The organism is Mitsuaria chitosanitabida ATCC BAA-476 = NBRC 102408, assembly GCF_001598255.1.
In the GTDB taxonomy this organism is placed as follows: Bacteria; Pseudomonadota; Gammaproteobacteria; order Burkholderiales; family Burkholderiaceae_C; genus Roseateles; species Roseateles chitosanitabidus.
Genome location: NZ_BCYP01000037.1, coordinates 1 through 25,152, shown reverse-complemented (window position 1 = coordinate 25,152; position 25,152 = coordinate 1). Strand labels below are relative to the sequence as shown.

Annotated in this window: 21 protein-coding genes; 9 read left to right on the top strand and 12 right to left on the bottom strand. The window is 69.6% G+C overall.

Annotated elements, in window-relative coordinates; genetic code table 11:
• Positions 1–57: 57 nt before the first annotated feature.
• Positions 58–1,137 carry a WD40/YVTN/BNR-like repeat-containing protein gene (locus MCHT01_RS22505; protein ID WP_067069069.1) on the bottom strand — a complete coding sequence of 360 codons (1,080 nt, stop codon included), beginning with the start codon at positions 1,135–1,137 and terminating at the stop codon, positions 58–60.
• 212 nt (positions 1,138–1,349) lie between these two features.
• The gene (locus MCHT01_RS22500) at positions 1,350–1,619 is read right to left on the bottom strand and encodes a ubiquitin family protein (protein ID WP_067069067.1); all 270 of its coding nucleotides are present in this window, start codon (positions 1,617–1,619) and stop codon (positions 1,350–1,352) included.
• Between the two features lie 221 nt (positions 1,620–1,840).
• Between MCHT01_RS22500 and rarD the strand changes: the two genes are divergently transcribed.
• The gene (rarD, locus tag MCHT01_RS22495) at positions 1,841–2,716 is read left to right on the top strand and encodes an EamA family transporter RarD (RefSeq protein WP_067069127.1); all 876 of its coding nucleotides are present in this window, start codon (positions 1,841–1,843) and stop codon (positions 2,714–2,716) included.
• 289 nt (positions 2,717–3,005) lie between these two features.
• Here the strand turns inward: rarD and ahpF are convergent, their stop codons facing one another.
• From ahpF to lysA, 3 genes are all read right to left on the bottom strand, one after another.
• Entirely contained in the window at positions 3,006–4,559 is a 1,554-nt protein-coding gene (gene ahpF / locus MCHT01_RS22490) for an alkyl hydroperoxide reductase subunit F (RefSeq protein WP_067069064.1), read from the bottom strand.
• Between the two features lie 230 nt (positions 4,560–4,789).
• Entirely contained in the window at positions 4,790–5,353 is a 564-nt protein-coding gene (ahpC, locus tag MCHT01_RS22485) for an alkyl hydroperoxide reductase subunit C (RefSeq protein WP_067069061.1), read from the bottom strand.
• A 341-nt stretch (positions 5,354–5,694) separates the two neighbouring features.
• Positions 5,695–6,954, bottom strand: a complete 1,260-nt coding sequence (lysA, locus tag MCHT01_RS22480; RefSeq protein WP_067069058.1) for a diaminopimelate decarboxylase — start codon at positions 6,952–6,954, stop codon at positions 5,695–5,697.
• A gap of 165 nt (positions 6,955–7,119) precedes the next feature.
• Between lysA and MCHT01_RS22475 the strand changes: the two genes are divergently transcribed.
• Positions 7,120–8,217 (top strand): LysR family transcriptional regulator, encoded by a 1,098-nt coding sequence (locus MCHT01_RS22475; RefSeq protein WP_084453242.1) that lies wholly within the window; start codon positions 7,120–7,122, stop codon positions 8,215–8,217.
• Positions 8,218–8,271: 54 nt separating this feature from the next.
• Here MCHT01_RS22475 and dxs read toward each other — a convergent pair whose 3' ends face one another.
• Genes dxs through xseB form a run of 3 tightly spaced genes read right to left on the bottom strand, consistent with a single transcriptional unit; the run spans position 8,272 to position 11,398 of the window.
• The gene (dxs, locus tag MCHT01_RS22470; RefSeq protein WP_067069056.1) at positions 8,272–10,230 is read right to left on the bottom strand and encodes a 1-deoxy-D-xylulose-5-phosphate synthase; all 1,959 of its coding nucleotides are present in this window, start codon (positions 10,228–10,230) and stop codon (positions 8,272–8,274) included.
• A 16-nt stretch (positions 10,231–10,246) separates the two neighbouring features.
• The gene (locus MCHT01_RS22465) at positions 10,247–11,107 is read right to left on the bottom strand and encodes a polyprenyl synthetase family protein (protein ID WP_420541818.1); all 861 of its coding nucleotides are present in this window, start codon (positions 11,105–11,107) and stop codon (positions 10,247–10,249) included.
• A 27-nt stretch (positions 11,108–11,134) separates the two neighbouring features.
• Positions 11,135–11,398, bottom strand: coding sequence for an exodeoxyribonuclease VII small subunit (gene xseB, locus MCHT01_RS22460; protein WP_067069050.1), 264 nt, complete (start codon positions 11,396–11,398; stop codon positions 11,135–11,137).
• A gap of 271 nt (positions 11,399–11,669) precedes the next feature.
• On the opposite strand from xseB, the gene MCHT01_RS22455 reads away from it, so the two are divergent.
• From MCHT01_RS22455 to MCHT01_RS22440, 4 genes are all read left to right on the top strand, one after another.
• A complete protein-coding gene (locus tag MCHT01_RS22455; protein WP_067069048.1) occupies positions 11,670–12,788 on the top strand; it encodes an aromatic ring-hydroxylating oxygenase subunit alpha in 1,119 nt (372 codons plus the stop codon).
• Between the two features lie 148 nt (positions 12,789–12,936).
• The gene (locus tag MCHT01_RS22450) at positions 12,937–13,833 is read left to right on the top strand and encodes a DMT family transporter (RefSeq protein WP_067069044.1); all 897 of its coding nucleotides are present in this window, start codon (positions 12,937–12,939) and stop codon (positions 13,831–13,833) included.
• A 13-nt stretch (positions 13,834–13,846) separates the two neighbouring features.
• Entirely contained in the window at positions 13,847–14,746 is a 900-nt protein-coding gene (locus MCHT01_RS22445) for a sulfurtransferase (RefSeq protein WP_084453235.1), read from the top strand.
• A 192-nt stretch (positions 14,747–14,938) separates the two neighbouring features.
• Positions 14,939–15,397, top strand: a complete 459-nt coding sequence (locus MCHT01_RS22440) for a universal stress protein (RefSeq protein ID WP_067069041.1) — start codon at positions 14,939–14,941, stop codon at positions 15,395–15,397.
• 75 nt (positions 15,398–15,472) lie between these two features.
• Here MCHT01_RS22440 and MCHT01_RS22435 read toward each other — a convergent pair whose 3' ends face one another.
• Together MCHT01_RS22435 and MCHT01_RS22430 are read right to left on the bottom strand one after the other, a co-directional pair.
• Positions 15,473–16,249 (bottom strand): ZIP family metal transporter, encoded by a 777-nt coding sequence (locus MCHT01_RS22435; RefSeq protein WP_067069038.1) that lies wholly within the window; start codon positions 16,247–16,249, stop codon positions 15,473–15,475.
• 200 nt (positions 16,250–16,449) lie between these two features.
• Positions 16,450–17,391 (bottom strand): dienelactone hydrolase family protein, encoded by a 942-nt coding sequence (locus tag MCHT01_RS22430; RefSeq protein ID WP_084453234.1) that lies wholly within the window; start codon positions 17,389–17,391, stop codon positions 16,450–16,452.
• A 145-nt stretch (positions 17,392–17,536) separates the two neighbouring features.
• Between MCHT01_RS22430 and MCHT01_RS22425 the strand changes: the two genes are divergently transcribed.
• On the top strand, positions 17,537–19,051 hold the full coding sequence (locus MCHT01_RS22425) for a Ppx/GppA phosphatase family protein (RefSeq protein WP_067069036.1): 1,515 nt from the start codon (positions 17,537–17,539) through the stop codon (positions 19,049–19,051).
• 140 nt (positions 19,052–19,191) lie between these two features.
• On the opposite strand, the gene ppk1 is transcribed toward MCHT01_RS22425, so the two are convergent.
• Positions 19,192–21,252: a polyphosphate kinase 1 gene (gene ppk1, locus MCHT01_RS22420; protein WP_067069033.1), complete on the bottom strand. Its 2,061-nt coding sequence runs from the start codon at positions 21,250–21,252 to the stop codon at positions 19,192–19,194.
• A gap of 162 nt (positions 21,253–21,414) precedes the next feature.
• A complete protein-coding gene (locus tag MCHT01_RS22415; protein WP_148661676.1) occupies positions 21,415–22,281 on the bottom strand; it encodes a UDP-2,3-diacylglucosamine diphosphatase in 867 nt (288 codons plus the stop codon).
• 133 nt (positions 22,282–22,414) lie between these two features.
• Between MCHT01_RS22415 and MCHT01_RS22410 the strand changes: the two genes are divergently transcribed.
• Together MCHT01_RS22410 and recJ are read left to right on the top strand one after the other, a co-directional pair.
• On the top strand, positions 22,415–23,362 hold the full coding sequence (locus MCHT01_RS22410) for a hypothetical protein (RefSeq protein ID WP_067069031.1): 948 nt from the start codon (positions 22,415–22,417) through the stop codon (positions 23,360–23,362).
• Positions 23,359–25,110, top strand: a complete 1,752-nt coding sequence (gene recJ / locus MCHT01_RS22405; RefSeq protein WP_067069028.1) for a single-stranded-DNA-specific exonuclease RecJ — start codon at positions 23,359–23,361, stop codon at positions 25,108–25,110. Before MCHT01_RS22410 ends, recJ begins: the two co-directional genes overlap by 4 nt.
• Positions 25,111–25,152 lie beyond the last annotated feature (42 nt).

Below are 25,152 nucleotides of genomic sequence, written 5' to 3'. Positions count from 1 at the left end.
AGCCAGGAGCCAGGAGCCAGGATCCTCCCGGCCGGGCGGGGTGGCCCGGCCCGCCGTTCAGCCGAATCGCAGCGCGTAGATCGGCGGCAGGTTGGCGGACACGAGGCGCCACTGGTCGCCCGCGTCGGCGGTCGACCAGAGGTTGCCGGTCGTGCTGCCCATCAGCAGCCGCCGGCCGTCGGCATGCGCGGCCAGCCCATGCCGGTAGACCAGGTCGTAGCAGTGCGATTGCGGCAGGCCCGCGCGCAGGGTCTCGAAGGTCCGCCCGCCATCGCGGGTCCGGTTCACCACCAGCGCGCCGCCGACCGGCAGGCGCTTCTCGTCCTTGATGCCCGGGACGAACCAGGCCGTGTCGGGATCGCCGGCATGCGCCGCCACCGCGAAGCCGAAGCCGGACAGCGGCGGCTTGATCTCGGTCCAGTTCGCGCCACCGTCCACCGACCGCCAGACGCCGTTGTGGTGCTGGCACCAGAGCACGTCGGGATCGGCCTCGGAGGCGACGATGCGATGCGGGTCCTGGGTGTTCTCCTCGCCGGCCTGTTCGGGCGGCATGAAGTCGGCTCGCATGCCCTTGGCGCTGATGCGCCAGCTCGCGCCGCCGTCCTCGCTGCGCCAGGCGCCGCCGCAGGAGATGCCCAGCAGCACCCGCTTCGGATCGCGCGGATCGACGTTTACCGAATGGATGCCCGGGGCGTCGTAGCCGCCGCCGAACCAGCCCAGGCGCTCGCTACGGTGCCAGAGCGCGTCCACCAGCTGCCAGGAGTCGCCGTCGTCGTCGCTGACGAAGAGCGCGCCGGGGATGGTCCCCGCCCAGAGCCGGCCGTCGCCGCCGCGCTCCAGGGACCAGATCTGCTGCAGCTTCCAGGCCGGTCCCTCGGCGCCCTCGGGCTGGGGCGGGAAGCTGGGCGGGGCGAGCTCGCGCCAGGTGGCGCCACCGTCCTCCGAGGCCTGCAGCTTGCAGCCGAAGTGACCGAGATTCAGCGCGGCGAACATCCGTCCGCCACCGCCCGGTGGCGGCAGCACCATGCTGACCGGATCGCCGACGAAGCTGTGGCGGGCGATGGTCCAGGCGCCCTGCGCGTCCTCGTGCAGCTCGAACAGGCCCTTGCGGGTGGCGACCCAGGCGGTGGCGGTCATCGGTGTCTCCTTGGCGAGGCCTGGCAAGACCAGGCGGGGATGCGGGAAATCGGCGGCGGACATGCAGAGGCCGACAAGGGATCGACGTTCGACGGATCAGGATTTCGACATCAGGGGGCGCGACCGGCGACGCTGATCGGGCGCCATCCGGGGGCCGGTGAACGCCCGGGACATCGAGGGCGTCAGGGCATCGCCGAGGTCGCCGGAGATCTTCAGCCGCCCGACAGCGCCTGCAGCACGTAGACCTTGGACGCCGAGGTCAGCGGATCGCTGAGCCGCTCGCGGTCCCGCGCCTTGTGGCCGTCGATGAACACGGTCACATGGGTGCGCAGGTGTCCCTGGTCGTCCAGGATGTAGCCGCGCAGGCGCGGGTTGCTGTCGAAGGCGACGGCGAGCGCCTCGCCCAGGGTCGCGGACGCGCAGTCGAGCCGGGGCGTGTCGACGTAGCGGTGCAGTTGGGAGGTGAATTCGACGGTGGCCATGAGGCCGCATCCTGCGCCGACGACCGGGCGACAGCAAGGGCAAGAACGCTTGGGCAGAATCGCGGACCCCGCGTCGTCCGCGCCCCCCCGACAGACCCATGACTCAAGACACCCGGGCCGCCGCCCGCTCTCCCGCCAGCCCGGCCGCCACGCCCGCCCCGGTCGACGTCGCCGCCTCGGCGGACATCGCGGCCGACCACGCCGCCCACACCCGCATCGGCATGCTGTTCGCCGCGCTGGCCTACATCGCGTGGGGCCTGTTCCCGCTCTACTTCAAGCGGCTGTCCGGCGTCGACGCGCTGGAGGTCATCGCGCATCGGACCGTGTGGTCGCTGGTCTTCGTGGCGATCGTGCTCGCGGTGCTGCGGCGCTGGGCCTGGCTGGGCCCGGTGCTGCGCTCGCCCAAGCTGCTGGCGACCTGCACGCTGTCCGCGCTGCTGCTGTCAAGCAACTGGCTGGTCTACGTCTGGGCCGTGCAGCACGGCCATGTGGTCGAGGCCAGCCTGGGCTACTTCATCAACCCGCTGGTCAACGTGATGCTGGGCTTCGTCTTCCTGCGGGAACGGCTGCGGCCGGTGCAGTGGCTGGCCATCGGCCTGGCGGCGGCGGGCGTGATCTGGCTGACGGTCACCGCCGGACGCTTGCCGTGGATCGCGCTGGTGCTGGCGCTGAGCTTCGGGTTCTACGGGCTGATGCGCAAGACCGCCCATCTGGGGGCGCTCGAAGGGCTGACACTGGAGACGCTGATCCTGTCGCCGTTCGCCGTGGCCGCGCTGGTCTGGTGGACCGCTCAGGGGACGAGCGCGCTCGCGCAAGGTGACGCGTCGCAAGTCGGCCTGCTGTTGATGGCCGGACCGCTGACGGCGGTGCCGCTGCTGCTCTTCGCGGCGGGCGCGCGGCGCATCACGTTGACGACGCTGGGGCTGGTGCAATACCTGTCGCCGACGATCCAGTTCCTGCTCGGCGTCTGGCTGTATCACGAGCCGCTGGCGGGGGCGCGCTTGATGGGCTTCGTGCTGATCTGGTCGGCGTTGATCGTGTACAGCGCAGAGAGCTTGTGGCGCGGTCGGCGGGCAGCCCGCTCCCCCTCACCCTAGCCCTCTCCCCCTCCGGGGGCGAGGGGATCACCCCCGCCGTGCGCCCTCGCCGGCTTCGAGCTCTAGCGCACTGCAACGCTCCCACCCTCTCCCCTGCCCTCTCCCGCCCCGCGGGCGAGGGAGTGAACCAGCACCGCGCTGAATGCCCCCTCTCCTGCTTCAGCGGGAGGGCAAGCGTGCCCCCTCTCCCGCTTGCGGGAGAGGGCTGGGGAGAGGGTCTTCAGCTGCCAGAGCCCAAACGACAACGCCCCTCACGGGGCGTTGTCTCAGGATCAGCTCAAGCCGAGCATCAATTCCGGATCAGGTGATCGAACGCGCTCAGCGCCGCCTTCGCCCCATCGCCGGCGGCGATGATGATCTGCTTGTAAGGCACCGTCGTCGCGTCCCCCGCGGCGAACACGCCCGGCAGCGAGGTCTGCCCCTTCGCATCGACGATGATCTCGCCGTGCTTGGACAGTTCCAGCGTGCCGCGCAGCCACTCGGTGTTGGGCACCAGACCGATCTGCACGAACACCCCTTCCAGCTCGATCCGCTTGGCCTCGCCGCTCACGCGATCCGTGTAGTTCAGCCCGTTGAGCTTGCCTCCCGCGCCAGTGAACTCGGTCGTCTGCGCCGACTTCACGATGGTCACGTTGGCCAGGCTCTCCAGCTTCCTCACCAGCACCGCGTCCGCGCGCAGCTGATCACCGAACTCGATCAGCGTCACATGCGCCACCAACCCGGCCAGGTCGATCGCCGCCTCGACGCCGGAGTTGCCGCCGCCGATCACCGCCACGCGCTTGCCCTTGAACAGCGGACCGTCGCAGTGCGGGCAGTAGGCCACGCCCTTGTTCTTGTATTCCTGCTCGCCCGGCACGTTGACATTGCGCCAGCGCGCGCCGGTCGACAGGATCACCGTCTTGCTCTTGAGCACGCCGCCGTTGGCCAGCTGGATCTCCACCAGCCCGCCGGGCGTCGTCGCCGGAATCAGCTTGTCCGCGCGCTGCAGGTTCATGACGTCCACGCCGTAATCCTTGACGTGCGACTCCAGCGCCATCGAGAACTTCGGGCCGTCGGTCGACAGCACCGAGATGTAGTTCTCGATCGCCAGCGTGTCATTGACCTGACCGCCGAAACGCTCGGCCGCGACACCCGTGCGGATGCCCTTGCGCGCCGCATACACCGCGGCCGCCGCGCCGGCCGGGCCGCCGCCGACCACCAGCACGTCATAGGGCTCCTTGGCCGACAGCTTGGCCGCGTCCTTGGCCGCCGCGTTCGTGTCCAGTTTGGCCGCGATCTCCTCGACCGTCATGCGGCCCGAGCCGAATTCCTGGCCGTTCAGGTAGATCGTGGGCACGGCCATGATCTCGCGGGCATTGACCTCGTCCTGGAACAGCGCGCCGTCCACGATCACCGTCTTGACGCGCGGGTTCAGCACCGACATCAGCGACAGCGCCTGCACCACGTCCGGGCAGTTGTGGCAGGACAGGCTCATGTAGACCTCGAAGAGGTAATCGCCGTCCAGGCCCTTGATCTGGTCAATCGTCGCCTGCTCCGTCTTCGGAGGATGGCCGCCGGTCCACAGCAGCGCCAGCACCAGCGAGGTGAACTCGTGGCCCAGCGGGATGCCGGCAAAACGCAGGCTCTGCTCGGAGCCCGTGCGCTTGAGGCTGAACGAGGGCTTGCGCGCATCGTTGCCGTCCAGGCTCAGCGTGATCTTGTCGGACATCGCGGCGATGTCCTGCAGGAGCTGCTTGAGCTCCGCGGAGCTCTCGGAGTCGCTCAGGGAAGCTTCGATCTCGAAGGGAAGCGTGACCCGCTCCAGGTAGGCCTTGAGCTGCGCCTTCAGGTTGTCGTCCAACATCGTTGCTTCCTTTCGATTGCTTCTATTGCTTCAAGCGACTTCGAGAACCGGCCTCCCTGGATCGTGTCGATCCGTCATGTTCGAGCAGGGGCGGCCGAGCGCCCACCCGCGGACCGGTGCGGTCCACGAGCAGCGCGTTTGCAGTGAGGGGTTGAGGGTCGTCCTCATCCGATTCACCGGTCCGGAGCGGCGGCCGTTGCCGGCCGCCCGCTCCAGCGGTTGGCTGATCCTCAGATCTTGCCGACCAGGTCCAGCGACGGGGCGATGGTCTTCTCGCCTTCCTTCCACTTGGCCGGGCAGACTTGACCCGGGTGAGCGGCGGTGTACTGGGCGGCCTTCAGCTTGCGCAGGGTCTCCGACACGTCACGGGCGATCTCGTTCGAGTGGATTTCAGCGGTCTTGATGACGCCGTCCGGGTTGATCACGAAGGTGCCGCGCAGCGCCAGGCCTTCTTCAGGGATGTGCACGCCGAAGGCGTTGGTCAGGGTGTGGGTCGGGTCGCCGACCAGGGGGAACTTGGCCTTGCCGACGGCCGGCGAGGTCTCGTGCCACACCTTGTGCGAGAAGTGCGTGTCGGTCGTGACGATGTAGACCTCGGTGCCCAGCTTCTGGAACTCGGCGTAGCTGTCGGCGGCGTCTTCGACTTCGGTCGGGCAGTTGAAGGTGAAGGCGGCCGGCATGAAGATCAGCACGGACCACTTGCCCTTGAGCGATTCTTCGGTGACGGTGATGAACTTGCCGTTGTGGAAGGCTTCGGTCTTGAAGGGCTGGACTTGGGTGTTGATCAGGGACATTGCTCTTCTCTCGCAGTGAGGGTTGATGGGATGGGTTGGATCATAGGGGCCGCCTCTCTGGGGCGGGGTTGAATTCCCCAATGAGGCTTATTGCCATTGCCTATTGATCCAGACTATTGAGTGACATTTATTTGATAGTCAACGTCGATCAAATGGGCCTTGTGCGAATGGCAGTTGCGCGGTCGATCGTCTGAAGGTTTTTCAGGCGGCCCATGCCCGCTGGGCGATGGCAAATCCGGCGCCCGGAAACGCGAATGGCCCACGGTCGGTGGGCCATTCATGGGGGGACTCCGAGCCGCTCGGGCGTCGCCCCTCCGGCGATCAGGCCAGCAGGCCCGCCATCAAGCCTCGAGCGCCAGCAGCTCCTCGACCGTCTGCCGACGGCGGATCAGGCGGGACTGCTCGCCGTCGACCAGCACTTCGGCGATCAGCGGGCGGCTGTTGTAGTTGCTGGACATGGAGGCGCCGTAGGCGCCGGTGTCATGGATGACCAGCAGGTCGCCGACCTGGGCTTCCGGCAGTTCGCGCGTCTGCACGACACCGCCATCGCCTTGTGTGAACACGTCGCCCGACTCGCACAGCGGTCCGGCCACCACGGTGGCTCGCGGGGCGCGGCGCTGGCCGTCGGCGGCGATCAGGTCCATCGCATGGAAGCTGCCGTACATGGCCGGCCGCATCAGCTCGTTGAAGCCGGCGTCGACCAGCAGGAAGTGCCGACCGCCCTGGCGCTTCACCGCGCGCACCTCCGCCAGCAGCACGCCGGACTCGGCGACCAGATAGCGCCCCGGCTCCAGTTCGAGTTCCAGCTTGTGTCCGACGACGGTCTCGGCTTCCTGGCGCGCCGCGTCCCACAGGCTGAAATAGTGGGCGACGTCGATAGGCGCATCGCCGTCCCGGTAGGGGATCGACAGGCCGCCGCCCGCCGAGATCGCCAGCAGATCCTGCCCGCGTGCCTGGACGACGCGGACCAGCTCGACCATCGCGCCGCAGACCTGCGCCAGATGGCCGTAGTCGACACCCGAGCCGATGTGCATGTGCAGGCCAATCAGCGTCAGCCCGCGGCGGGCGATGACCTCGAGCGCGTCGCCCAGCTGCTCGTGCCAGATGCCGTGCTTGCTGTGTTCGCCACCGGTGTTGGTCTTGTTGCTGTGGCCGTGGCCGAAACCGGGATTCAGGCGCAGCCACACCGGGTGGCCGGGCGAGACCTCGCCCAGTTGCTCCAGCATGTCGATGGAGCCGGCGTTCACCGGCACGCCCAGGTCGACCACCGTCTTGAGCGTCTCGCGATCCAGCAGGTCGGCGGTGAACACGATGTCCGAATGGACCGCGTCGGCGCCGCGTCCGACGGTGTAGCCGGCCGCGATGGCGCGCAGCAGCTCACCGCGGGAGACCGAGTCCACCTTCACCCCCTGCTCGCGCATGAGCTTGAGGATGTGCGTGTTGGAGCAGGCCTTCTGCGCGAAGCGGACGGTGTCGAAGCCCTTCAGCGACGCGGCGCGCTCGCGGATCACGGCCGCGTCGTAGACCCAGAGCGGCGTGCCGTGCTGGGCGGCAAGTGCCTGGAGTTGTCGTTCGCGGGCGGGGGTGAGCGCTTGGGGCATGGCCGTCGGTCCTGGCGGTGAGGGAAACGATAGAGGACAGGGAGGGCGATCAAGGAGATGACCGATCCCGGAATGACGAGAGCATCGCCGCCCCTCCTCATTCAATCAAATGCTTTGTTTTCCGTGGCGAATTCATTGTGGATATGCACTGCTATGCTGCCGCGCATGTCCGCCAACGTCCCCTCACGGCCCCTGCCCCCTCCCTCGGCACCGCCGTCGGCGCCAGCGCTGCCGATCACCCATCGCCACATCGAGATCTTCCGAGCGGTGATGACCGCCGGCAGCGTGACCGGGGCGGCGCAGTTGCTGTTCACCTCGCAGCCGACGGTGAGCCGGGAGCTGGCGCGGATGGAGATGCTGCTCGGCTACGCGCTGTTCGAGCGCACGCCGGGCCGTGTCCGCCCGACGGCGCGCGCGCTGGCGCTGTTCGACGAGGTCCAGCGTGCCTATCAAGGCCTGGATCAGGTCGTCGCGCGGGCCCAGGCGCTGGGCCGAGCCGAGGACGAACGCCTGCGGGTGCTCACGCTGCCCGCGCTCGCGCACGCGCTGCTGCCAGCGGCGAGCGCCGACTGGCTCGCCGCCCATCCGCAGGCGCAGCTGACGCTGACGCCGCAGGAGTCACCGCTGCTGGAGGAATGGATGGCCGCGCAGCGATTCGACCTGGGTCTGAGCGAGGTCAGCGCCGCCGTCCCGGGCACGCAGGGCGAGACGCTGGCGGAGCTGGACGAGGTCTGCGTGCTTCCCGCCGGTCACCGGCTGCTGGAGCGCCAGGTGCTGACGCCCGCCGATTTCGCGGACGAGCGCTTCGTGGGGCTCGCGGCGGACGACCCCTACCGACGCCAGTTCGACGCGATCTTCGCGGCCGCCGGCGTGCGGCGGCGCGAGCAACTGGAAACGCACAGCGCGATCGCCGTCTGCGCGCTCGTGCAGCACGGGCTGGGCATCGCGCTGGTGAACCCGCTCACTGCCCGGGCCTGCGCCGGACCCGCGCTGCACGTGCGGCCGTTCTCGGTGTCGGTGCCCTTCCGCATCCAGGCGCTGCGACCGCTGAACCGCCCCGCCCACGCGCTGACGGAGGACTTCGTCGCGGCGCTGCGACGGGCGCTCGCGCCCGCGCTGGCCGAGCAGAACGCCCGCACCGAGGATCGTCCGCGGCCCGCGTTCACACCGGCTGCCGCCCCCGGGCCCGCGCCTGGCGCCGTCTTCCCGGGAATGTCCGGCGAAGCCGCCGATCCGCGCGTCGCCAAAGCAAAACGGCGCTGACCGCGAGGCCAGCGCCGTTGAGGCTCGATCGCGTGCCGCGATCGGGCCGCCGGGTCAGCTGTTGGCGACCGAGCGCAGCACCGGCGCCACGGGCGTCAGGAAGCGCTCACGGATCGATTGCTCGATGCCCGCGGCGTCCAGGCCGCATTGCGCCATCAGCTTGCCGGGTTCGCCGTGCTCGACGTACTCGTCGGGCAGGCCCAGCTGCAGCACCGGCAGGGCCAGGCCTTGCGCCTGCAGCGACTCCATGACGGCACTGCCCGCACCGCCCATGATGCAGCCGTCCTCGATCGTGACCAGCACGTCGTGGGTGCGCGCCAGCTCGGCGACCAGCGCCGTGTCCAGCGGCTTCACGAAGCGCATGTTGGCCACGCTCGCGTCCAGGGCCTCGGCCGCCTTCAGTGCCGGGTAGAGCAGCGTGCCGAAAGCCAGGATGGCGATCCTCGGCGTGCCGCGGCCCTGCGTCAGCGACGAGGTCCGGCGGATCTCGCCCTTGCCCCAGGCGATGGCGGTCATCTCCTTCTGGATCTCGGCGCCCACGCCCGCGCCGCGCGGGTAGCGGACCGTCACCGGGCCGTCGTGCAGATGGCCGGTGTAGAGCGCCTGGCGGCACTCGTTCTCGTCCGCCGGGGTCAGCACGCTCATGTTCGGGATGCAGCGCGTGAAGGCGATGTCGTAGTTGCCGGCGTGCGTCGCGCCGTCGGCGCCGACCAGGCCCGCGCGGTCCAGCGCGAAGAGCACGGGGAGGTTCTGCAGCGCCACGTCGTGGACCAGTTGGTCGTAGCCGCGCTGCAGGAAGGTCGAATAGATCGCCACCACCGGCCGCATGCCCTCGCAGGCCATGCCGCCGGCAAAGGTCACCGCGTGCTGCTCGGCGATGCCCACGTCGTAGTAGCGGGTCGGGAAGCGCTTGTGGAACTCCACCATGCCCGAGCCCTCGCGCATCGCGGGGGTGATCGCGACCAGGGTCGGATCGGCCTCGGCCATGTCGCACAGCCAGTCGCCGAACACCTGCGTGAAGGTCTTCTTGGCCGGCGTGGTCGACGGCTTGATGCCTTCGGCCGGGTTGAACGGGGTCGGACCGTGGTACTTCACCGGGTCGGCCTCGGCCAGCTTGTAGCCCTGGCCCTTGCGCGTCACGACATGCAGGAACTGCGGGCCCTTCTTGTCGCGCAGGTTCTCCAGCGTCGGGATCAGCGCGTCCAGGTCATGGCCGTCGATCGGACCGACGTAGTTGAAGCCGAATTCCTCGAAGATGGTCCCGGGCACGAACATGCCCTTGGTGTGCTCCTCGAACCGGCGGGCGAACTCGTACAGCGGCGTGTGCTTGAGCACCGACTTCGCGCCCTCGCGGGCAGCCGCGTAGAACTTGCCGCTCATCAGGCGGGTGAAGTACTTGTTCAGCGCGCCCACGGGCGGGCTGATCGACATGTCGTTGTCGTTCAGGATGACGAGCACGTCGCCCAGCAGGCCGCCATGCGCGACGCCGGCGTTGTTCAGCGCCTCGAAGGCCATGCCGGCCGTCATCGCGCCATCGCCGATGATGGCGACCGCGCGGCGCGACTCGCCCTTCAGGCGCGCCGCCATCGCCATGCCGTGCGCGGCGGAGATGGAGGTGCTCGAGTGGGCGGTGCCGAAGGTGTCGTACTCGCTCTCGTCCCGGCGCGGGAAGCCCGAGATGCCGCCCTGCTGGCGCAGCGTGGCCATCTGGTCGCGGCGGCCGGTCAGGATCTTGTGCGGATAGGTCTGGTGACCCACGTCCCACACCAGCCGGTCGCGCGGCGTGTCGTAGACGTAGTGCAGCGCGATCGTCAGCTCCACCGTGCCCAGGTTGGACGACAGGTGGCCGCCCGTCTTGGACACGCTGTTCAACACGTGCGCGCGGAGCTCGTCCGCGAGTTGGGGCAGTTGGCTGCGGGACAGGCGGCGCAGGTCCGCCGGGCCGTCGATCGTGCCGAGCAGCGCCTGGGAGGCCGGGGCCTGCGGCGCCGACGAATGTTGGTTGTCGCTCATGAACCGGGTCCCCGTTTCAGTTGTCGCGCTCGACGACCTTGTCGGCCAGCAGGCTCAGCCAGGCGGTGTCGGCCAGGCCGCTGTCGGCCAGCGCCTGATGGGCCTCGTCGCGCAGCCGCAGCGCGTACGCGCGGGCGGGCTCCAGGCCCAGCACGCTGACGTAGGTCGGCTTGTTGTTGTCCTGGTCCTTGCCGGCGGTCTTGCCCAGCACGTCCGAATCCTGCGTGACGTCCAGGATGTCGTCGACGACCTGGAAGGCCAGGCCGATGGCGGCGCCGTAGCGGCTCAGCGCGTCGCGCGCCGTGTCGGAGATCGTGCCGCAGGCCGCGCCCATCAGCACGCTGGCCTGCAGCAGCACGCCGGTCTTGCGGCGGTGCATGTCGCGCAGTTGCGACTCGTCCAGCGGCTTGCCGATGCTGGCCAGGTCGATCGCCTGGCCGCCGGCCATGCCGTCGTAGCCGCTGGCGCGCGCCAGCAGCTTGCACAGCTGGGCCTGCAACGTGGGCTCGACACCGGTGTCCGGGGTCAGCACGTCGAAGGCCAGGGCCTGCATCGCGTCACCGGCCAGCATCGCCTGGGCCTCGCCGTACTGCACGTGCAGCGTCGGCTTGCCTCGGCGCAGCACGTCGTTGTCCATGCAGGGCATGTCGTCATGGGCCAGCGAATAGGCGTGGATCAGCTCCACCGCGCAGGCGGAGCGCATCGCGGCCTCGCGGTTGCCCCCCACGGCCTCGGCGGCCGCCAGGACCAGCAGCGGCCGCAGCCGCTTGCCGGCGCCCAGCACCGCATATCGCATCGCTTCCCCCAGGCCCGCGGGCGCCCCTTCGGGCACCCAGGTTTCCAGGGACCGCTCGACGTCCGCCAGGGACTGCTTCACCCAACGATCGAACACACCAGCATCCAATTACTCTTCTCCCCAAGCCTGTGCGCCGCTGTCTTCGATGACCTGTACTTGTTGTTCGACGGCCTGCAGCCTCGCACGGCAGAACTTGAGCAACGCCGCCCCCCGCTGGTAGCTGGCCAGGAGCTGGTCCAGCGGCAGCTGTCCGGCCTCCATGGCTTGCACCAGGCGTTCCAACTCCTCCACCGCCAGTTCATAACTGGCGGGCTCCGACCCCTCCGGGGGCTGGTTGGGCGCCGTCTTGGCGCTGGCGGAAGGCTTGCTCATTTCAAAACGCGAAAAGGCCGATTGTAAGCACCGGGATTCGCCCGGCCGCCGTCCGACCGTCGGGGGATGTGAACCGAGCGCCACAACCGTCAGCCGGTGTTACCTCCTCGGGGAAGGCATCGCAAGGTCCCGGCAAGGACCGACCGGGTACAATCACCGGTTCCCCTGCACGCACCCATGCCCTAAAAGGGCCCGTCCTACATGCCGGCCCGCCCATCTGGGGGGCGGCCGGCGACGGTTGACATTGGTTTCTTGGAGACCCTCTTGGATCATGTCCGACCTGAGCATCCCTCTCAGCCCTCTTGAACGCAGCACGGCCCCCAGCCACCTTCAGCTGCCAGTCACTAGCTACTTCGACGAGGATCTGTTCCGCCGCGAACAGGAACTGATCTTCCAGCACGGCCCCCGCTACCTCGGCCACGCGCTCGCCGTGCCCGAGGTCGGCGACTACTACGCCCTCCCCCAGGAAGGCGAAGGTCGCGCGATCGTGCGCAGCGCGCAGGGTCTCGAACTGATCTCCAACGTCTGCCGCCACCGCCAGGCGGTGATGCTGCGCGGCCGCGGCAACACGCAGAGCAACATCGTCTGCCCGCTGCACCGCTGGACCTACGACCTGAAGGGCGAGCTCGTCGGCGCGCCGCACTTCAAGCAGGACCCCTGCCTGCACCTGAACCGCTACAAGATCCGCGAGTGGAACGGCCTGCTGTTCGAGGACAACGGCCGCGACATCGCGGGCGACCTGTCCAAGCTCGGCCCGCGCGGCACGCTGGACTTCAGCGGCTACCAGCTCGACAAGGTCCACGTCCACGAGTGCGACTACAACTGGAAGACCTTCATCGAGGTCTATCTGGAGGACTACCACGTCGGCCCCTTCCACCCCGGACTGGGGCAGTTCGTCACCTGCGACGACCTGGCGTGGGAGTTCGGCCGCGACTACTCGGTGCAGACCGTCGGCGTGAACAAGGACCTGGCCAAGCCCGGCTCCGAGATCTATCGCAAGTGGCACGAGCAGGTGCTGGGCTTCTCCGGTGGCGAGACCCCGGACCAGGGCGCGATCTGGCTGACCTACTACCCCAACATCATGGTGGAGTGGTACCCCAACGTGCTGGTGGTGTCGACGCTGTTCCCCAAGGGCCCGCAGAAGACGACCAACATCGTCGAGTTCTACTACCCCGAGGAAATCGTGGCGTTCGAGCGGGAGTTCGTCGAGGCGCAGCAGGCGGCCTACATGGAGACCTGCATCGAGGACGACGAGATCGCCCTGCGCATGGACGCCGGCCGCAAGGCCCTGATGGAGCGCGGCGACAACGAGGTCGGCCCGTACCAGACCCCGATGGAGGACGGCATGAAGCACTTCCACGAGTGGTACCGCGGCCTGATGAAGCGCTGACGCGCGCTTCGCGCCGAGCCCATCGGCGCTCGACTCGCTCCGGCGGTTCCGCCCGCCGGGTGCGCACAACGCCCCGCTCTCGCGGGGCGTTCGCTTTTGCGGCTCCGCGCAACAGGCGCGACGAGGGATCGGCGCGAGAATCCGCGCCATGTCTGCACCCCTTCTGATGGTGTTGGCGACACTGCTGTTCGCCACCATGGGCGTCTGCGTCAAGTTGGCCTCGGCCTACTACGGCGCCGGCGAGATCGTCATGTACCGCGGCCTGGTGGGAACCACGTTCCTGTTCCTGATGGCGCGCTCGCGGGGACTGTCGCTCAAGACCTCGGTCCCGGCCATGCACTTCTGGCGCAGCCTGTCGGGCGTGATCGCGCTGTCGCTGTGGTTCTTCGCCATCAGCAAGCTGCCGTTGGCCACGGCGATGACGCTCAACTACATGTCCTCGGTCTGGATGGCGCTGTTCCTGATCGGCGGCGCCGTGCTGATGGGCGCGGCCCGGGTCGATCCACGGCTGGTCGTGACCGTGCTGCTGGGCTTCCTTGGCGTGGGCCTGGTGCTGCAGCCGGCGATGGAGGAGCAGCAGGTCTGGCACGCGATCGCGGGCCTGGCCTCGGGGATGCTCTCGGCGATGGCCTACCTGCAGGTGACCTCGCTGGGCCGCGTGGGCGAGCCCGAGTACCGCATCGTCTTCTACTTCTCGATGGGCGGCGTGCTCGCCGGCGCGCTGACCACGGTCGCGACGCACGGCGGCTGGCACGCCCACACCTGGCAGGGCGCGCTGCTGCTGCTGGCGGTCGGCGTGCTGGCCACCACGGCGCAGCTGCTCATGACCCGCGCCTACGGCACCGGCAAGCCGCTGGTGAACGCCTCGCTGCAATACCTGGGCATCGTCTTCTCGGCGCTGTATGGTGTCGTGATCTTCGGCGACCTGCTGGGGTTGGCTTCCTGGATCGGCATCGCGCTGATCGTGGTCGCGGGACTGGGCGCGACCCTGCTCCGCGCCAAGGCCACGCCCAAGGACGCCCAGCACTCGGTCAGCGAATCTTGAAGGGAGCCCAGCGATGAACGGGAACGCCTCGGCCCACGCCGCGCGTCATGACGGACTGATCTCCGTGGCCGCCCTCCAGGCGCTGATGGCGTCGACCGCCGATGCGGCGAGCGCGCCCTTGATCGTCGACGTCCGTTTCGATCTGGCCGACACCGGCGCCGGCGAGCGCGCCTACGCCGCCGGCCATCTGCCCGGCGCCCGCTATCTCCACCTGGACCACGACCTCAGCGGCGCGAAGCAGGACGCTTTCGGCGCCTTCCGCGGCCGCCATCCGCTGCCCGAGCGCGAGGCCTTCGCCGCCCGACTGCGGGCGCTGGGCATGACGCCGGGCCGCCAGGTCGTCGCCTACGATGCCGCCGACGGCATGTACGGCGCGCGCGTCTGGTGGATGCTGCGCTGGCTGGGACATGACGCGGTCGCGGTGCTGGACGGGGGCTTCGCCGCCTGGCAGCAGGCCGGCGGCGCCGTGTCGACCGCGATCCCCACCGCGACGGCCGCGCCCGAGGCCGGCTTCCAGCCCGCCGCGCCGCTCGAGGAGCCGCTCAGCGCCCCCGACCTGCTCGCCCGCCTGGGCCGCGTGCGCCTCATCGACGCCCGCGCCGGCGAACGCTTTCGCGGCGAGGTGGAACCGCTGGACACCCAGGCCGGCCACATTCCGGGCGCGACCCACCGATTCTTCAAGGACAACCTGACCGACGGCCGCTTCAAGTCGCCCGCCGCGCTGCGCGAGGAGTTCGCGCTCATCCTGGGCGCCCAGCCGCCCGGCGAGACGGTGCACCAGTGCGGCTCGGGCGTGACCGCCTGCCACAACCTGCTGGCCATGCACCACGCCGGGCTGACCGGCAGCCGGCTCTACGCCGGTTCCTGGAGCGAGTGGAGCGCCAACCCGCGCAATCCGCTGGCCAAGGGCTGAGGCCGAAGACCGAGGCGAAAGGCGGACGACGGGCGCCCCGCCGCCGGCCGGCGGCGGCTCCGTATTGACTTTGCGCATGGCGGGAGCACCATGACGAGGTCAGACTGCGACGGCAAGCCCTGACCCCAGGCACGATGATCGCCCGGGGCATCAGGTCCACCCAGCGACCATCGTCCGCAAAGGAGGCTCGCCATGTTCCAGCGCATCCTGATTCCCACCGACGGCTCCGACATCACCGCCAAGGCGGTCGACACGGCGATCCAGCTCGCGAAGTTCCACAACGCGAAGCTGTTCGCCATCAGCGTCAAGGAGCCCTTCCCCTACAGCGCCGTGTCGGAGATGCAGCCGACCCCGCCGCAGGAGTTCTTCGACGCGCAGGAGCGCATCGCCCAGGAACGCCTGGCGCAGGTGCTGACCAAGGCGCGCGCGCAGGGGCTTGAGATCCAGGCCCACAGCGTCGAGGCGCTGCACGCCTGGGAGGCCATCATCGAGCACGCCAAGCGCGTCGAGGCCGACCTGCTGGTCATGGCCACGCACGGCCGGCGCGGACTGCAGGCGCTGCTGCTGGGCAGCGAGACGCAGAAGGTGCTGACGCACTGCGCCTTCCCGGTGCTGGTGGTGCACGGCGACCAGGCCGCGTCGTCGCACTGAGGCGACCGGCGACCGGCGCCGGAAACGACGAGGCGCCCCGCGGGGCGCCTCCGTCGCATGCCCGAGACGGGCGCGTCAGTGCACGTGCTTGCCGCCGATGACCAGCAGCACGAAGCCGATGCCCACGCCCAGCCACAGCAGCTGGAGCACGGTGTCCTTCCACGGCAGCCGGCGCTGCAGCTGCGGGATCAGGTCGGCCACCGAGACGTAGACGAAGCTGCTCGACGCGGCCACGAGCAGGAAGGGGAAGAGGTCCTGCCACGGCCCCACGATGAAGTAGCCGACGATGCCGCCCACCACCGCGGCCATGCCCGACACCGCGTTGAAGAACAGCGCCTTGCCGCGCGAGAAGCCGGCGTTCAGCAGCACGATGTAGTCGCCGACCTCCTGGGGGATCTCGTGGGCGATGATGGCCATCGCGGTCACCCATCCGAGGTGGTGATCGGCCAGGAAGGCGGCGGCGATGATGATGCCGTCGCAGAAGTTGTGGATCGAATCCCCCACCAGCACCGACAGCCCGCCCCGGCCCGCCTGCTCGCGGTCGAAGTGGTGGTGATGGTGATGCCCGTCGCCCTCGTGATGATGGGTGTGGCGGTAGAGCTCCGCCTTCTCCAGCAGGAAGAAGAACATCAGCCCGGCCAGCAGGGCCAGGAACAGGTGGTGCGGATCGGCGCCGCTCTCGAAGGCCTCGGGCAGCACGTGCAGCAGCGCGGTCGACAGCAGGACGCCGGTGGACAGGCTCACCAGGTGCTTGACGATCCGGCTCAGCAGGCCGACGGTCAGCATCGCCGCGATCGACACGGAGGCGAGGCCGCCGGCAAAGGTCACCAGCAGGATGTAGGTCAGGGTCATGGATGAAAAAGGCGCACCGCAAGGGGTGCGCCGGATGGGTGACCTCAAAATTGTCTCAGAGTCGTCAAGCCCCCTCCCCCTGGGAGGACGCCCCACGGGGGGCTACCGATGGGCGATTGACGGACCACTCCCCCAAAGACGCTCTCTGTCCCCTCGCCCGCAAGGCGGGAGAGGGGGTGGGGTGAGGGTGCGTTGCCCGCTCAGACCCCGTGCTGCTTGAACCAGGCCTGGCAGCGCGCCCAGCCGTCCTTCGCCGCCTCGGGCCGATAGCTGGGCCGATAGTCCGCGTGGAACGCGTGCCCCACCTCCGGATAGACCACGAACTCGCTGGCCCTGGCCGCCGCGCTGCCGGTCTTGAGCGCCTCCTGCATCGCCGCGACGCTGGCGACCGGAATCCCCCCGTCCTGGCCGCCGTACAAGCCCAGCACCGGTGCGTGCAGCTGCCCGACGACGTCGATCGGATGCCGGGGCGTCATCGCGTTGCTCTGCCCCTGCAGGCGCCCGTACCAGGCCACGCCGGCCTTCACCGCCTGGCTGTGCGCCGAGTACAGCCACACGATGCGGCCGCCCCAGCAGAAGCCGGTGATCGCCAGCTTGGCGGTATTCCCGCCATGGGCCTTCGCCCAGGCGACGGTCGCGTCCAGGTCGGCCATGACCTGCGCATCGGGCGTCTTGCTGATGATCTCGGCCTGCAGCTTGGCGATGTCGCTGATGGACTTGGCGTCGCCCTGCCGCGCGAACAGATCCGGCGCGATGGCCAGGTAGCCCAGCTTGGCGAAGCGCCGGGCCACGTCGGCGATGTGCTCGTGGACGCCGAAGATCTCGCTGATCACCAGGACCACCGGCGCATGCTTCTTGCCGGCCGGTTGGGCGACGTAGGCCGGCACCTTGAAATCGCCGGACGTGATGCTCACCGGTCCCGCGTCCAGGCCCTGGGCATCGGTGGTGATGGTCTGCGCGGTCACCGGCATGACGGCCGCGGCGAAGCCGCTCCCGACCGCGGTGCCGACGAAGGCGCGCCGGCTGAAGCCGCGGCCCGGGGCCAGGCTGTCGATGTCGGCACGGATGGCTTCGGCGACGTCGGCGCCGGACGGGGTGGAGACCTCGGGCGCGGTCGTGGTCGAAAGGTCGGCTTTCGTCATCTGCGGCTCCTGTGGGTGGGTTCCGGATCGGGCGCGGACGATTCTAGGGTCAGGCCTCGCGGGGCGCCCGCGCGCTCAGGATGACAGCAAGATGACACCCTTTCGAGGCTCGGGGCAGGCTCAAACGCACCGACAATCGGCCCCCATGAATCAAGCGCACGCCCCCATGATCCTGGCCGCCATCGACATGGGCTCCAACAGTTTCCGACTCGAGATCGCCCAGCTGCAGCACGGTCAATACCGGCGCATCGACTATCTGAAGGAAACGGTCCGATTGGGCGCGGGGCTGGATGCGCAGAGCATGCTGACCGAGGAGGCGGCGCAGCGCGGGCTGGAATGCCTGAAGCGCTTCGCCGACCGGCTCGCCGACCTGCCCACGCGGCAGGTGCGCGCGGTGGCGACGCAGACGCTGCGCGAGGCGCGCAACCGCAACGCCTTCCTGGCGCGCGCGCAGGAGGTGCTGGGACATCCGATCGAGGTGATCTCCGGCCGCGAGGAGGCCCGTCTCATCTACGCGGGCGTGGCGCGCATGCAGACGGCGGAGGATCCGCGGCTGGTGATCGACATCGGCGGTCGCTCCACCGAGATGATCCTGGGCCGCGGGCCGCAGCCGCTGCGGGCGGAGTCCTTCCAGATCGGCAGCGTGAGCCTGTCGATGCGCTACTTCCCCGAAGGCCGCTTCACGTCCGAGGCCTTCCGCGCGGCGCAGGTCGCGGCGGGCGCGGAGCTCGAGGAAGCGATGACCCAGTTCGCGCGTCACACGGCACAGCCGCGCTGGCGCCAGGCGCTGGGCTCGTCGGGCACGGTGGGCGCGGTGTCGCAGATCCTCGCCGCCAACGGCGTCAGCGCCGATGGCAGCATCACGCTGGACGGGCTGCGCTGGTGCATCGAGCATTGCCTCGATGCCGGCCGCGTGGACACCCTCAAGCTCGCCGGCCTGAAGGACGATCGCCGCGCGGTCGTCGGCGGCGGGCTCTGCATCCTGTACACGCTGCTCACGCACTTCGACATCGACCGGCTCTATCCGGCCAAGGGCGCGCTGCGTCAGGGCGTGATCTTCGATCTCGCGGAGCGTCTCGATCCCCTGCTGCTCGGCGGCGCGCGCGACATGCGCGAGCAGTCGGTGACCGAGCTCCAGCGCCGCTTCTCCGTCGACCGGGACCAGGCCACCCGCGTCCAGCAGATCGCGCAGCGACTGCATGCGCAGCTCTCGCCGAAGGCCGAGGAGGAGCACCGCCGGGAACTCGGCTGGGCCGCGGCCCTGCATGAGATCGGGATGATGGTCTCGCACCACGACCACCACCGGCACAGCGCGTATCTGCTGTCGCATGTCGACGCGCCCGGGTTCTCGCAGAACCAGCTGCGTCGGCTCGGGGATCTGGCGCTCGGCCAGCGCGGTGGGCTCCGCAAGCTCGAGGAACAGCTGCAGGACGAGTCGGTGGTGTGGCAGCTTCTCGCGCTGCGCCTGGCCGCGATCAAGTGCCATGCGCGCTCGGCCGTGGACGCCTCGGCGATGAAGCTCCATCGGGATGGGGACCAGGTCACCATCGAGCTTCGCAAGGGATGGGCCGAGGGACATCCCCGGGCCCACTTCCTGCTGCGGGAAGAACTCGACGCGTGGTCGAAGCTGGGACGGATCCAGCTGGCGCTCAACGACTGAGGGCTGGTCGAGGGCCCCCGAAGACCCTCACCCCAACCCTCTCCCGCAAGCGGGAGAGGGGGCCGTCGAAGTCATCGGGTCTGAGTTACTCCCTCTCCCGCTTGCGGGAGAGGGTGGGGGTGAGGGTCTTCGGGCGCCCGTCACTCGTCCCGATACATCCTCATCAGCGCCTGCTGCGCGCTGATCGCATCGGGCTTCGATTCATTCCCGATCCGCTGCGAGGTCCCATCCGGCCCCAGCTGCCACGCGTCCAGCGTGTCGTGCAGGTACGGCGTCAGTCCCTCGTCGATCACGCGCTGGCGCAGCTTCGGATCGCTGATCGGCCACGCGACCTCGATGCGACGCAGCATGTTGCGGCTCATCCAGTCCGCGCTCGACAGATACAGCGCCTCCTGCTCGTCGGACTGCCCCCAGCGGAAGTAGAAGATCCGCGAGTGCTCCAGGAAGCGCCCCACGACCGACCGCACCAGGATGTTGTCCGTCACGCCCGGCAGTCCCGGCGGCAGCATGCAGGCGCCGCGCACGATCAGATCGATCTTCGCGCCCGCCTGCCCCGCCCGGATCAGGCCGTTGATCAGCTCCGCATCCGTCAGCGCATTGATCTTCACGACCACCCGCGCCGGCTCGCCGCGCCTGGCGGCCTCCTCCACCTGCACCAGCAGTTCGCACATGGTCTTGTGCAGGTTGAACGGCGCGAGCAGCAGCTTCTTCGGCGCCTTGAACTTCGACAAGGACGCCAGCTGGCGGAAGACCAGATCCATGTCCGCCGTCAGGTCCGCATCCGCGGTCAGATAGCCCAGGTCGGTGTAGAACCGCGCCGTCTTCGGGTTGTAGTTGCCCGTCGACAGATGCCCGTAGCGGCGCAGCTTGCCGCCCTCGCGGCGCGTGACCAGCAGCAGCTTCGCATGCGTCTTCAACCCGACGATGCCGTACACCACCTGCGCGCCGACGGCCTCCAGACGCTCGGCCCAGTTGATGTTGGCCTCCTCGTCGAAGCGGGCCTTGAGTTCCACCACGGCCAGCACTTCCTTGCCGCGGCGCGCCGCCTCGATCAGCAGGTCCGCCAGCACCGACTCGCTGCCGGTCCGGTAGATGGTCTGCTTGATCGCCAGCACGTCCGGATCCTCGACCGCCTCGCGCAGCATCTGCACGACCGGATCGAAGCTCTCGAACGGGTGATGCAGCATCACGTCGCCCTTGGTGCGCAGCTTGTCCAGGATGGACTTGCCACGCGGCAGCCGGCCCTTGGGCCAGCTCGGCTCATAGGGCTGGAAGCGCAGGTCGTCGGCGTCGGTCTGGTCGATGAGCTCGTTCAGGCGCACCAGGTTCACCGGGCCGTTGACGCGGTACAGCGCCGCCTCCGGCAGATCGAATTGTTCCAGCAGGAAGCGAGACAGCTCCTCGGGGCAGGTGTTCACCACCTCCAGGCGCACCGCGCGGCCGAAGTGGCGCGTGGTCAGGCCCGAGCGCAGCGCGTGCCGCAGGTTGGCGATCTCCTCCTCGTCGACCTCCAGGTCCGAATCCCGCGTGACGCGGAACTGCGAGAAGGCCTCCACATGCCGTCCGGGGAAGAGCTCCTCCAGATGCGCGCGGATGACGCTGGTGAGCAGCACGAAACTCTGCTTGCCGCCGCTGATCTGCGCCGGCACCTTGATCACGCGCGGCAGCACGCGCGGCACCTTGACGATGGCGATGCGGTTGTCGCGGCCCAGCGCGTCCTTGCCGGACAGGCGGGCGATGAAGTGCAGCGACTTGTTGGCCACCTGCGGGAACGGGTGGGCCGGGTCCAGGCCCACGGGCACCAGCAGCGGCCGCACCTCGCGCTCGAAGAAGCGCGCGACCCACGCGCGCATCTCGTCGGTGCGGTCGGCGTGGTTCAGGATCTGGATGTTGTGTTCCTTCAGCGCCGGCATCACCTGGTCGTTGAAGATGCCGTACTGCAGGTCGATCAGGTCGTGGGCCGCGCGGCCGACGCGCTCGACGTCACGGGGCGTGACCAGCCCGCTGCCGTCGCGCTGGGCGTCCAGCATGTCGGCGAAGCGCACCTCGAAGAATTCGTCGAGGTTGCTCGACACGATGCAGATGTAGCGCAGACGCTCCAGCAGGGGGACATCGGTGCGCTGGGCCTGGGCCAGGACGCGGCGGTTGAACTCGAGGATCGCGTTCTCGCGATTGAGCAGCTGGACATCGAGCAAAGTCATGAACTCATTCTATGAAGCTGTCATGACAGGCCGATGACCCCCATTCGGGTCATTGCAAGAGGACGTGAGGACCGCGTCAGCCCATGGCCCTCACGGTCGTCGGGCGGCAGGCCGCCCGGCCGCGGATCGGCACCGCCGCCGCGTTCGGGATCGATGCGCGGATCAGGCCGGCGCGCGCATCGCCGCGGCCACGGCGGCCTGGGCGTCGGCGGCCTGGACGCGCTGGCGTTCGGCCCAGTCGAGGATCTCGAGGTGGCCGTCGGCGTGCTCGACCAGCGCGGTCAGGCTCTCCACCCAATCGCCGTCGTTGGCGTAGAGGATGCCGTCGATGTCGCGCAGCTCCGCATGGTGGATGTGGCCGCAGACCACGCCCTGCACGCCGCGCTTGCGGGCCTCGCGGGCCAGCGCTTCCTCGAACTCGCCGATGAAGGACACCGCCCGCTTGACCTTGAGCTTGAGGTACTTGCTCAGGCTCCAGTACGGCAGGCCCAGGCGCGCGCGCAGGGAGTTGAGATGGCGGTTCAGCTTGAGCGTGAACTCATAGGCGCTGTCGCCCAGGTAGGCCAGCCACTTGGCGTGCTGGATCACGCCGTCGAAGAGGTCGCCATGGGTGACCCAGAGCTTGCGGCCGTCGGCGGTCTCGTGGATCCACTCGTGCGCGACCTCGATGCCGCCGAAGCTGTGCTGCAGGTACTTGCGCGCGAATTCGTCGTGGTTGCCGGGCACGTAGATGACGCGGCAGCCCTTGCGCGCCTTGCGCAGCAGCTTCTGCACGACGTCGTTGTGGGCTTGCGGCCAGTACCAGCTGCGGCGCAGCTGCCAGCCGTCGACGATGTCCCCGACCAGGAAGAGCTGCTCGCACTCCACCTCGCGGAGGAACTCCAGCAGCGCCTTGGCCTGGCAGCCGGGCGTGCCCAGGTGCAGATCGGAGATCCACACCGTCCGCACGCGCAGCGAGCCGCCGTCTTCCGCCTCGGCCACAGGCGGATCGTTGGAGATGGCGGCGGCCATGAGGGTGTCGGTCAACATGGCCCCACAGGTTGCGCGCCGCGGATGAAAGCTTGATGACCAGCCCCGAGACTTCGCCCCCTCTCCCGCTGCGCGGGAGAGGGCTGGGGTGAGGGTCGACGCCCACCACGAGCCCCCGTCGATAATCCCGCCCATGCACCTGATGATTCCCCACGCCGGCTCGCTGGACCCCCATTTCGAGGCGGCCCTGCGCGAGCTGGAACTGCCCGCCCTCGGCCGCCTGCTGGGGCTGCTGACCCCGACCGGCGCCGACGTCGGCGGCCACGCGGGCGATGGCGACGAGCACGCGCCCTGCCCGCCCCACGAGCTCTTCCTGGCGCGCCTGCGTGGCGTTTCCGATGACCACCCGCCCCTGGCCGCCTGGCGCCTGCGCGCCGCCGGCCAGCCGCCCGGCGACGCCGCCTGGGCCCTGCTGACGCCCGTCCACTTCGCCATCGGCACGGAGGGCGTGACCGCGATGGACCCGTCCACGCTGGACCTGGAGGACGCCGAATCCCGCGCCTTCCTCGACATGCTCGCGCAGACGGTGTTTCCCGGCGCCGAAGGCTGGCGCACCGCCTGGCTGTCGACGAACGAATGGGCGATCGCGCATGACGACCTCGACGGTCTCAAGGCCGCCAGCCCCGATCGCATCCTCCACCGCGGCATCGAGACCTGGATGCCGCGCGCCCGCCGCCTGCGCACCCTGCTGCACGAGATGCAGATGGTCCTGCACGAGCATCCGCTCAACCAGGCCCGCGAGGCACGCCGCCTGCGCCCGCTGAACGCGGCGTGGATCAGCGGCTGCGGCCGGGATCGCGGCGGTGATCTGCCCGCCGACCTGATCGTCGACGACCGTCTGCGCGACGCGCAGATGACCGGTGACCTGTACCGCTGGAGCGAGGCCTGGAAGGCGCTGGACCAGGGCCCGGTGGCGCTCGCGCTGCGCGCGGTCCAGGAGGGCCGCCCCGTCACGCTGACCCTCAGCGGCGAGCGCCTCGCCCGCAGCTGGGCGCGTCGCCCGGCCGGCGCCTGGCAGCGCCTGAAGGAACGCGTCTCTCCCCCGACCGCCTCGGTCCCCGCCGCCCTGGAGGTCCTGTGAGCACCGCCCCCCGCATCCTCGTCCGCGACGTCCCGCCGGATCCCGCCTTCGCGCTGCAGCAGGCCGGCTTCTCGCCGCTGCTGTCGCGTCTGTTCGCCGCTCGCGGCGTGACCAGCGGCGACGAGCTCGATCCCGATCTGAAGCACCTGCTGCCGCCGGAAGGTCCGCTGGGCCTGCTGGGCATCGCCCGCGCCGGCGAGCTGCTGGCCGACGCCATCGGCGCCGGCGAGCGCATCTGCATCGTGGCCGACTACGACTGCGACGGCGCCACCGCCTGCGCGGTGATGCTGCGCGGCCTGGCGCTGCTGGGCGCCAAGCCCGGCACCGTCAGCTACGTCGTCCCCGACCGCGCGGTGCACGGCTACGGCCTGACGCCGACCATCGTGGAGCTCGCGATCAAGCACGAGCCCAAGCTGCTGGTCACCGTCGACAACGGCATCGCGAGCCACGCGGGCGTGGCCTTCGCGCGCGCGCTGGGCGTGAAGGTGCTGGTGACCGACCACCACCTGCCCGCCGTCACCGCCGACGGCGAGGCCACCATCCCGGACGCCGACGCGCTGGTGAATCCGAATCAGCCCGGCTGCCCCTTCCCGAGCAAGAGCCTCGCGGGCGTGGGCGTGGCGTTCTACGTGCTGACGGTGCTGCGCGGGGAACTGCGCCGCCGCGGCGCGTTCGGGGAAGCGGCGCCGCCGAACCTGGCGACGCTGCTGGACCTGGTCGCGCTGGGCACCGTGGCGGACGTGGTGAAGCTGGACGCCAACAACCGCCGGCTGGTCGCGCAGGGGGTGCGCCGCATGCGCGCGGGACGGATGCAACCGGGCGTGCAGGCGCTGTTCACCGCGGCGGGTCGCGACGCGTCGCGGGCCAACAGCTTCGACCTGGGCTTCGCGCTGGGGCCGCGGATCAACGCGGCCGGGCGCCTGGACGACATGACGCTGGGCATCACCTGCCTGACGACCGAGGACGAGGCGCAGGCGCTGGAACTCGGTCGCGAACTGGACCGGATCAATCGGGAGCGCCGAGAGATCGAGGCCGGCATGCAGGAGCAGGCGCTGGCCCTGCTCGAACGCCTGATGGCCGATCCGCGTCTGAACGGCGAGCCGCCGCCGGCGTTGGCGATCTTCGACGCCGACTTCCACGAGGGCGTGGTCGGGATCGTCGCCTCACGCATCAAGGACCGGCTGCATCGGCCGGTGTTCGTCTTCGCCGAGGGCGCGGACGGGCAGCTCAAGGGCTCGGGGCGGTCGATCGCCGGATTCCATCTGCGGGATGCGCTGGACCTGATCTCCAAGCGCCATCCGGACCTGCTGCGCAAGTTCGGCGGGCATGCGATGGCGGCCGGATGCACGCTGGCGCCGGGCGGCGTCGAGCAGTTCGCCGCAGCCTTCGAGGCGGTCGCGCGCGAGTGGCTGGACGAGGCCGCCCTCACCCGCACGCTGCGCACCGACGGCCCGTTGCCGCCCGAGGCCTTCTGCGCCGAAACGGTCCAGGAGCTGGAATCGCAGGTCTGGGGCCAGTCCTTCGAGGCGCCCCTGTTCTGCGACCGCGTGCAGGTGGTGCATCAGCGACTGGTCGGCGAGCGCCATCTGAAGCTGCGCCTGCGCCAGGGCGCGATGCTGCGCGACGCGATCTGGTTCGGCCGGACCGAACAGCTGCCCGAGCAGGTCACCCTCGCCTATCGCCTCAGCCTGGACGAGTACCAGGGCCAGCAGCGCGTGCAGATGGTGGTGGAGGCGATGGCGGATTGAGGCTCCGGGGTGCCACGGCCCTCACCCCCCGCCCTCTCCCAC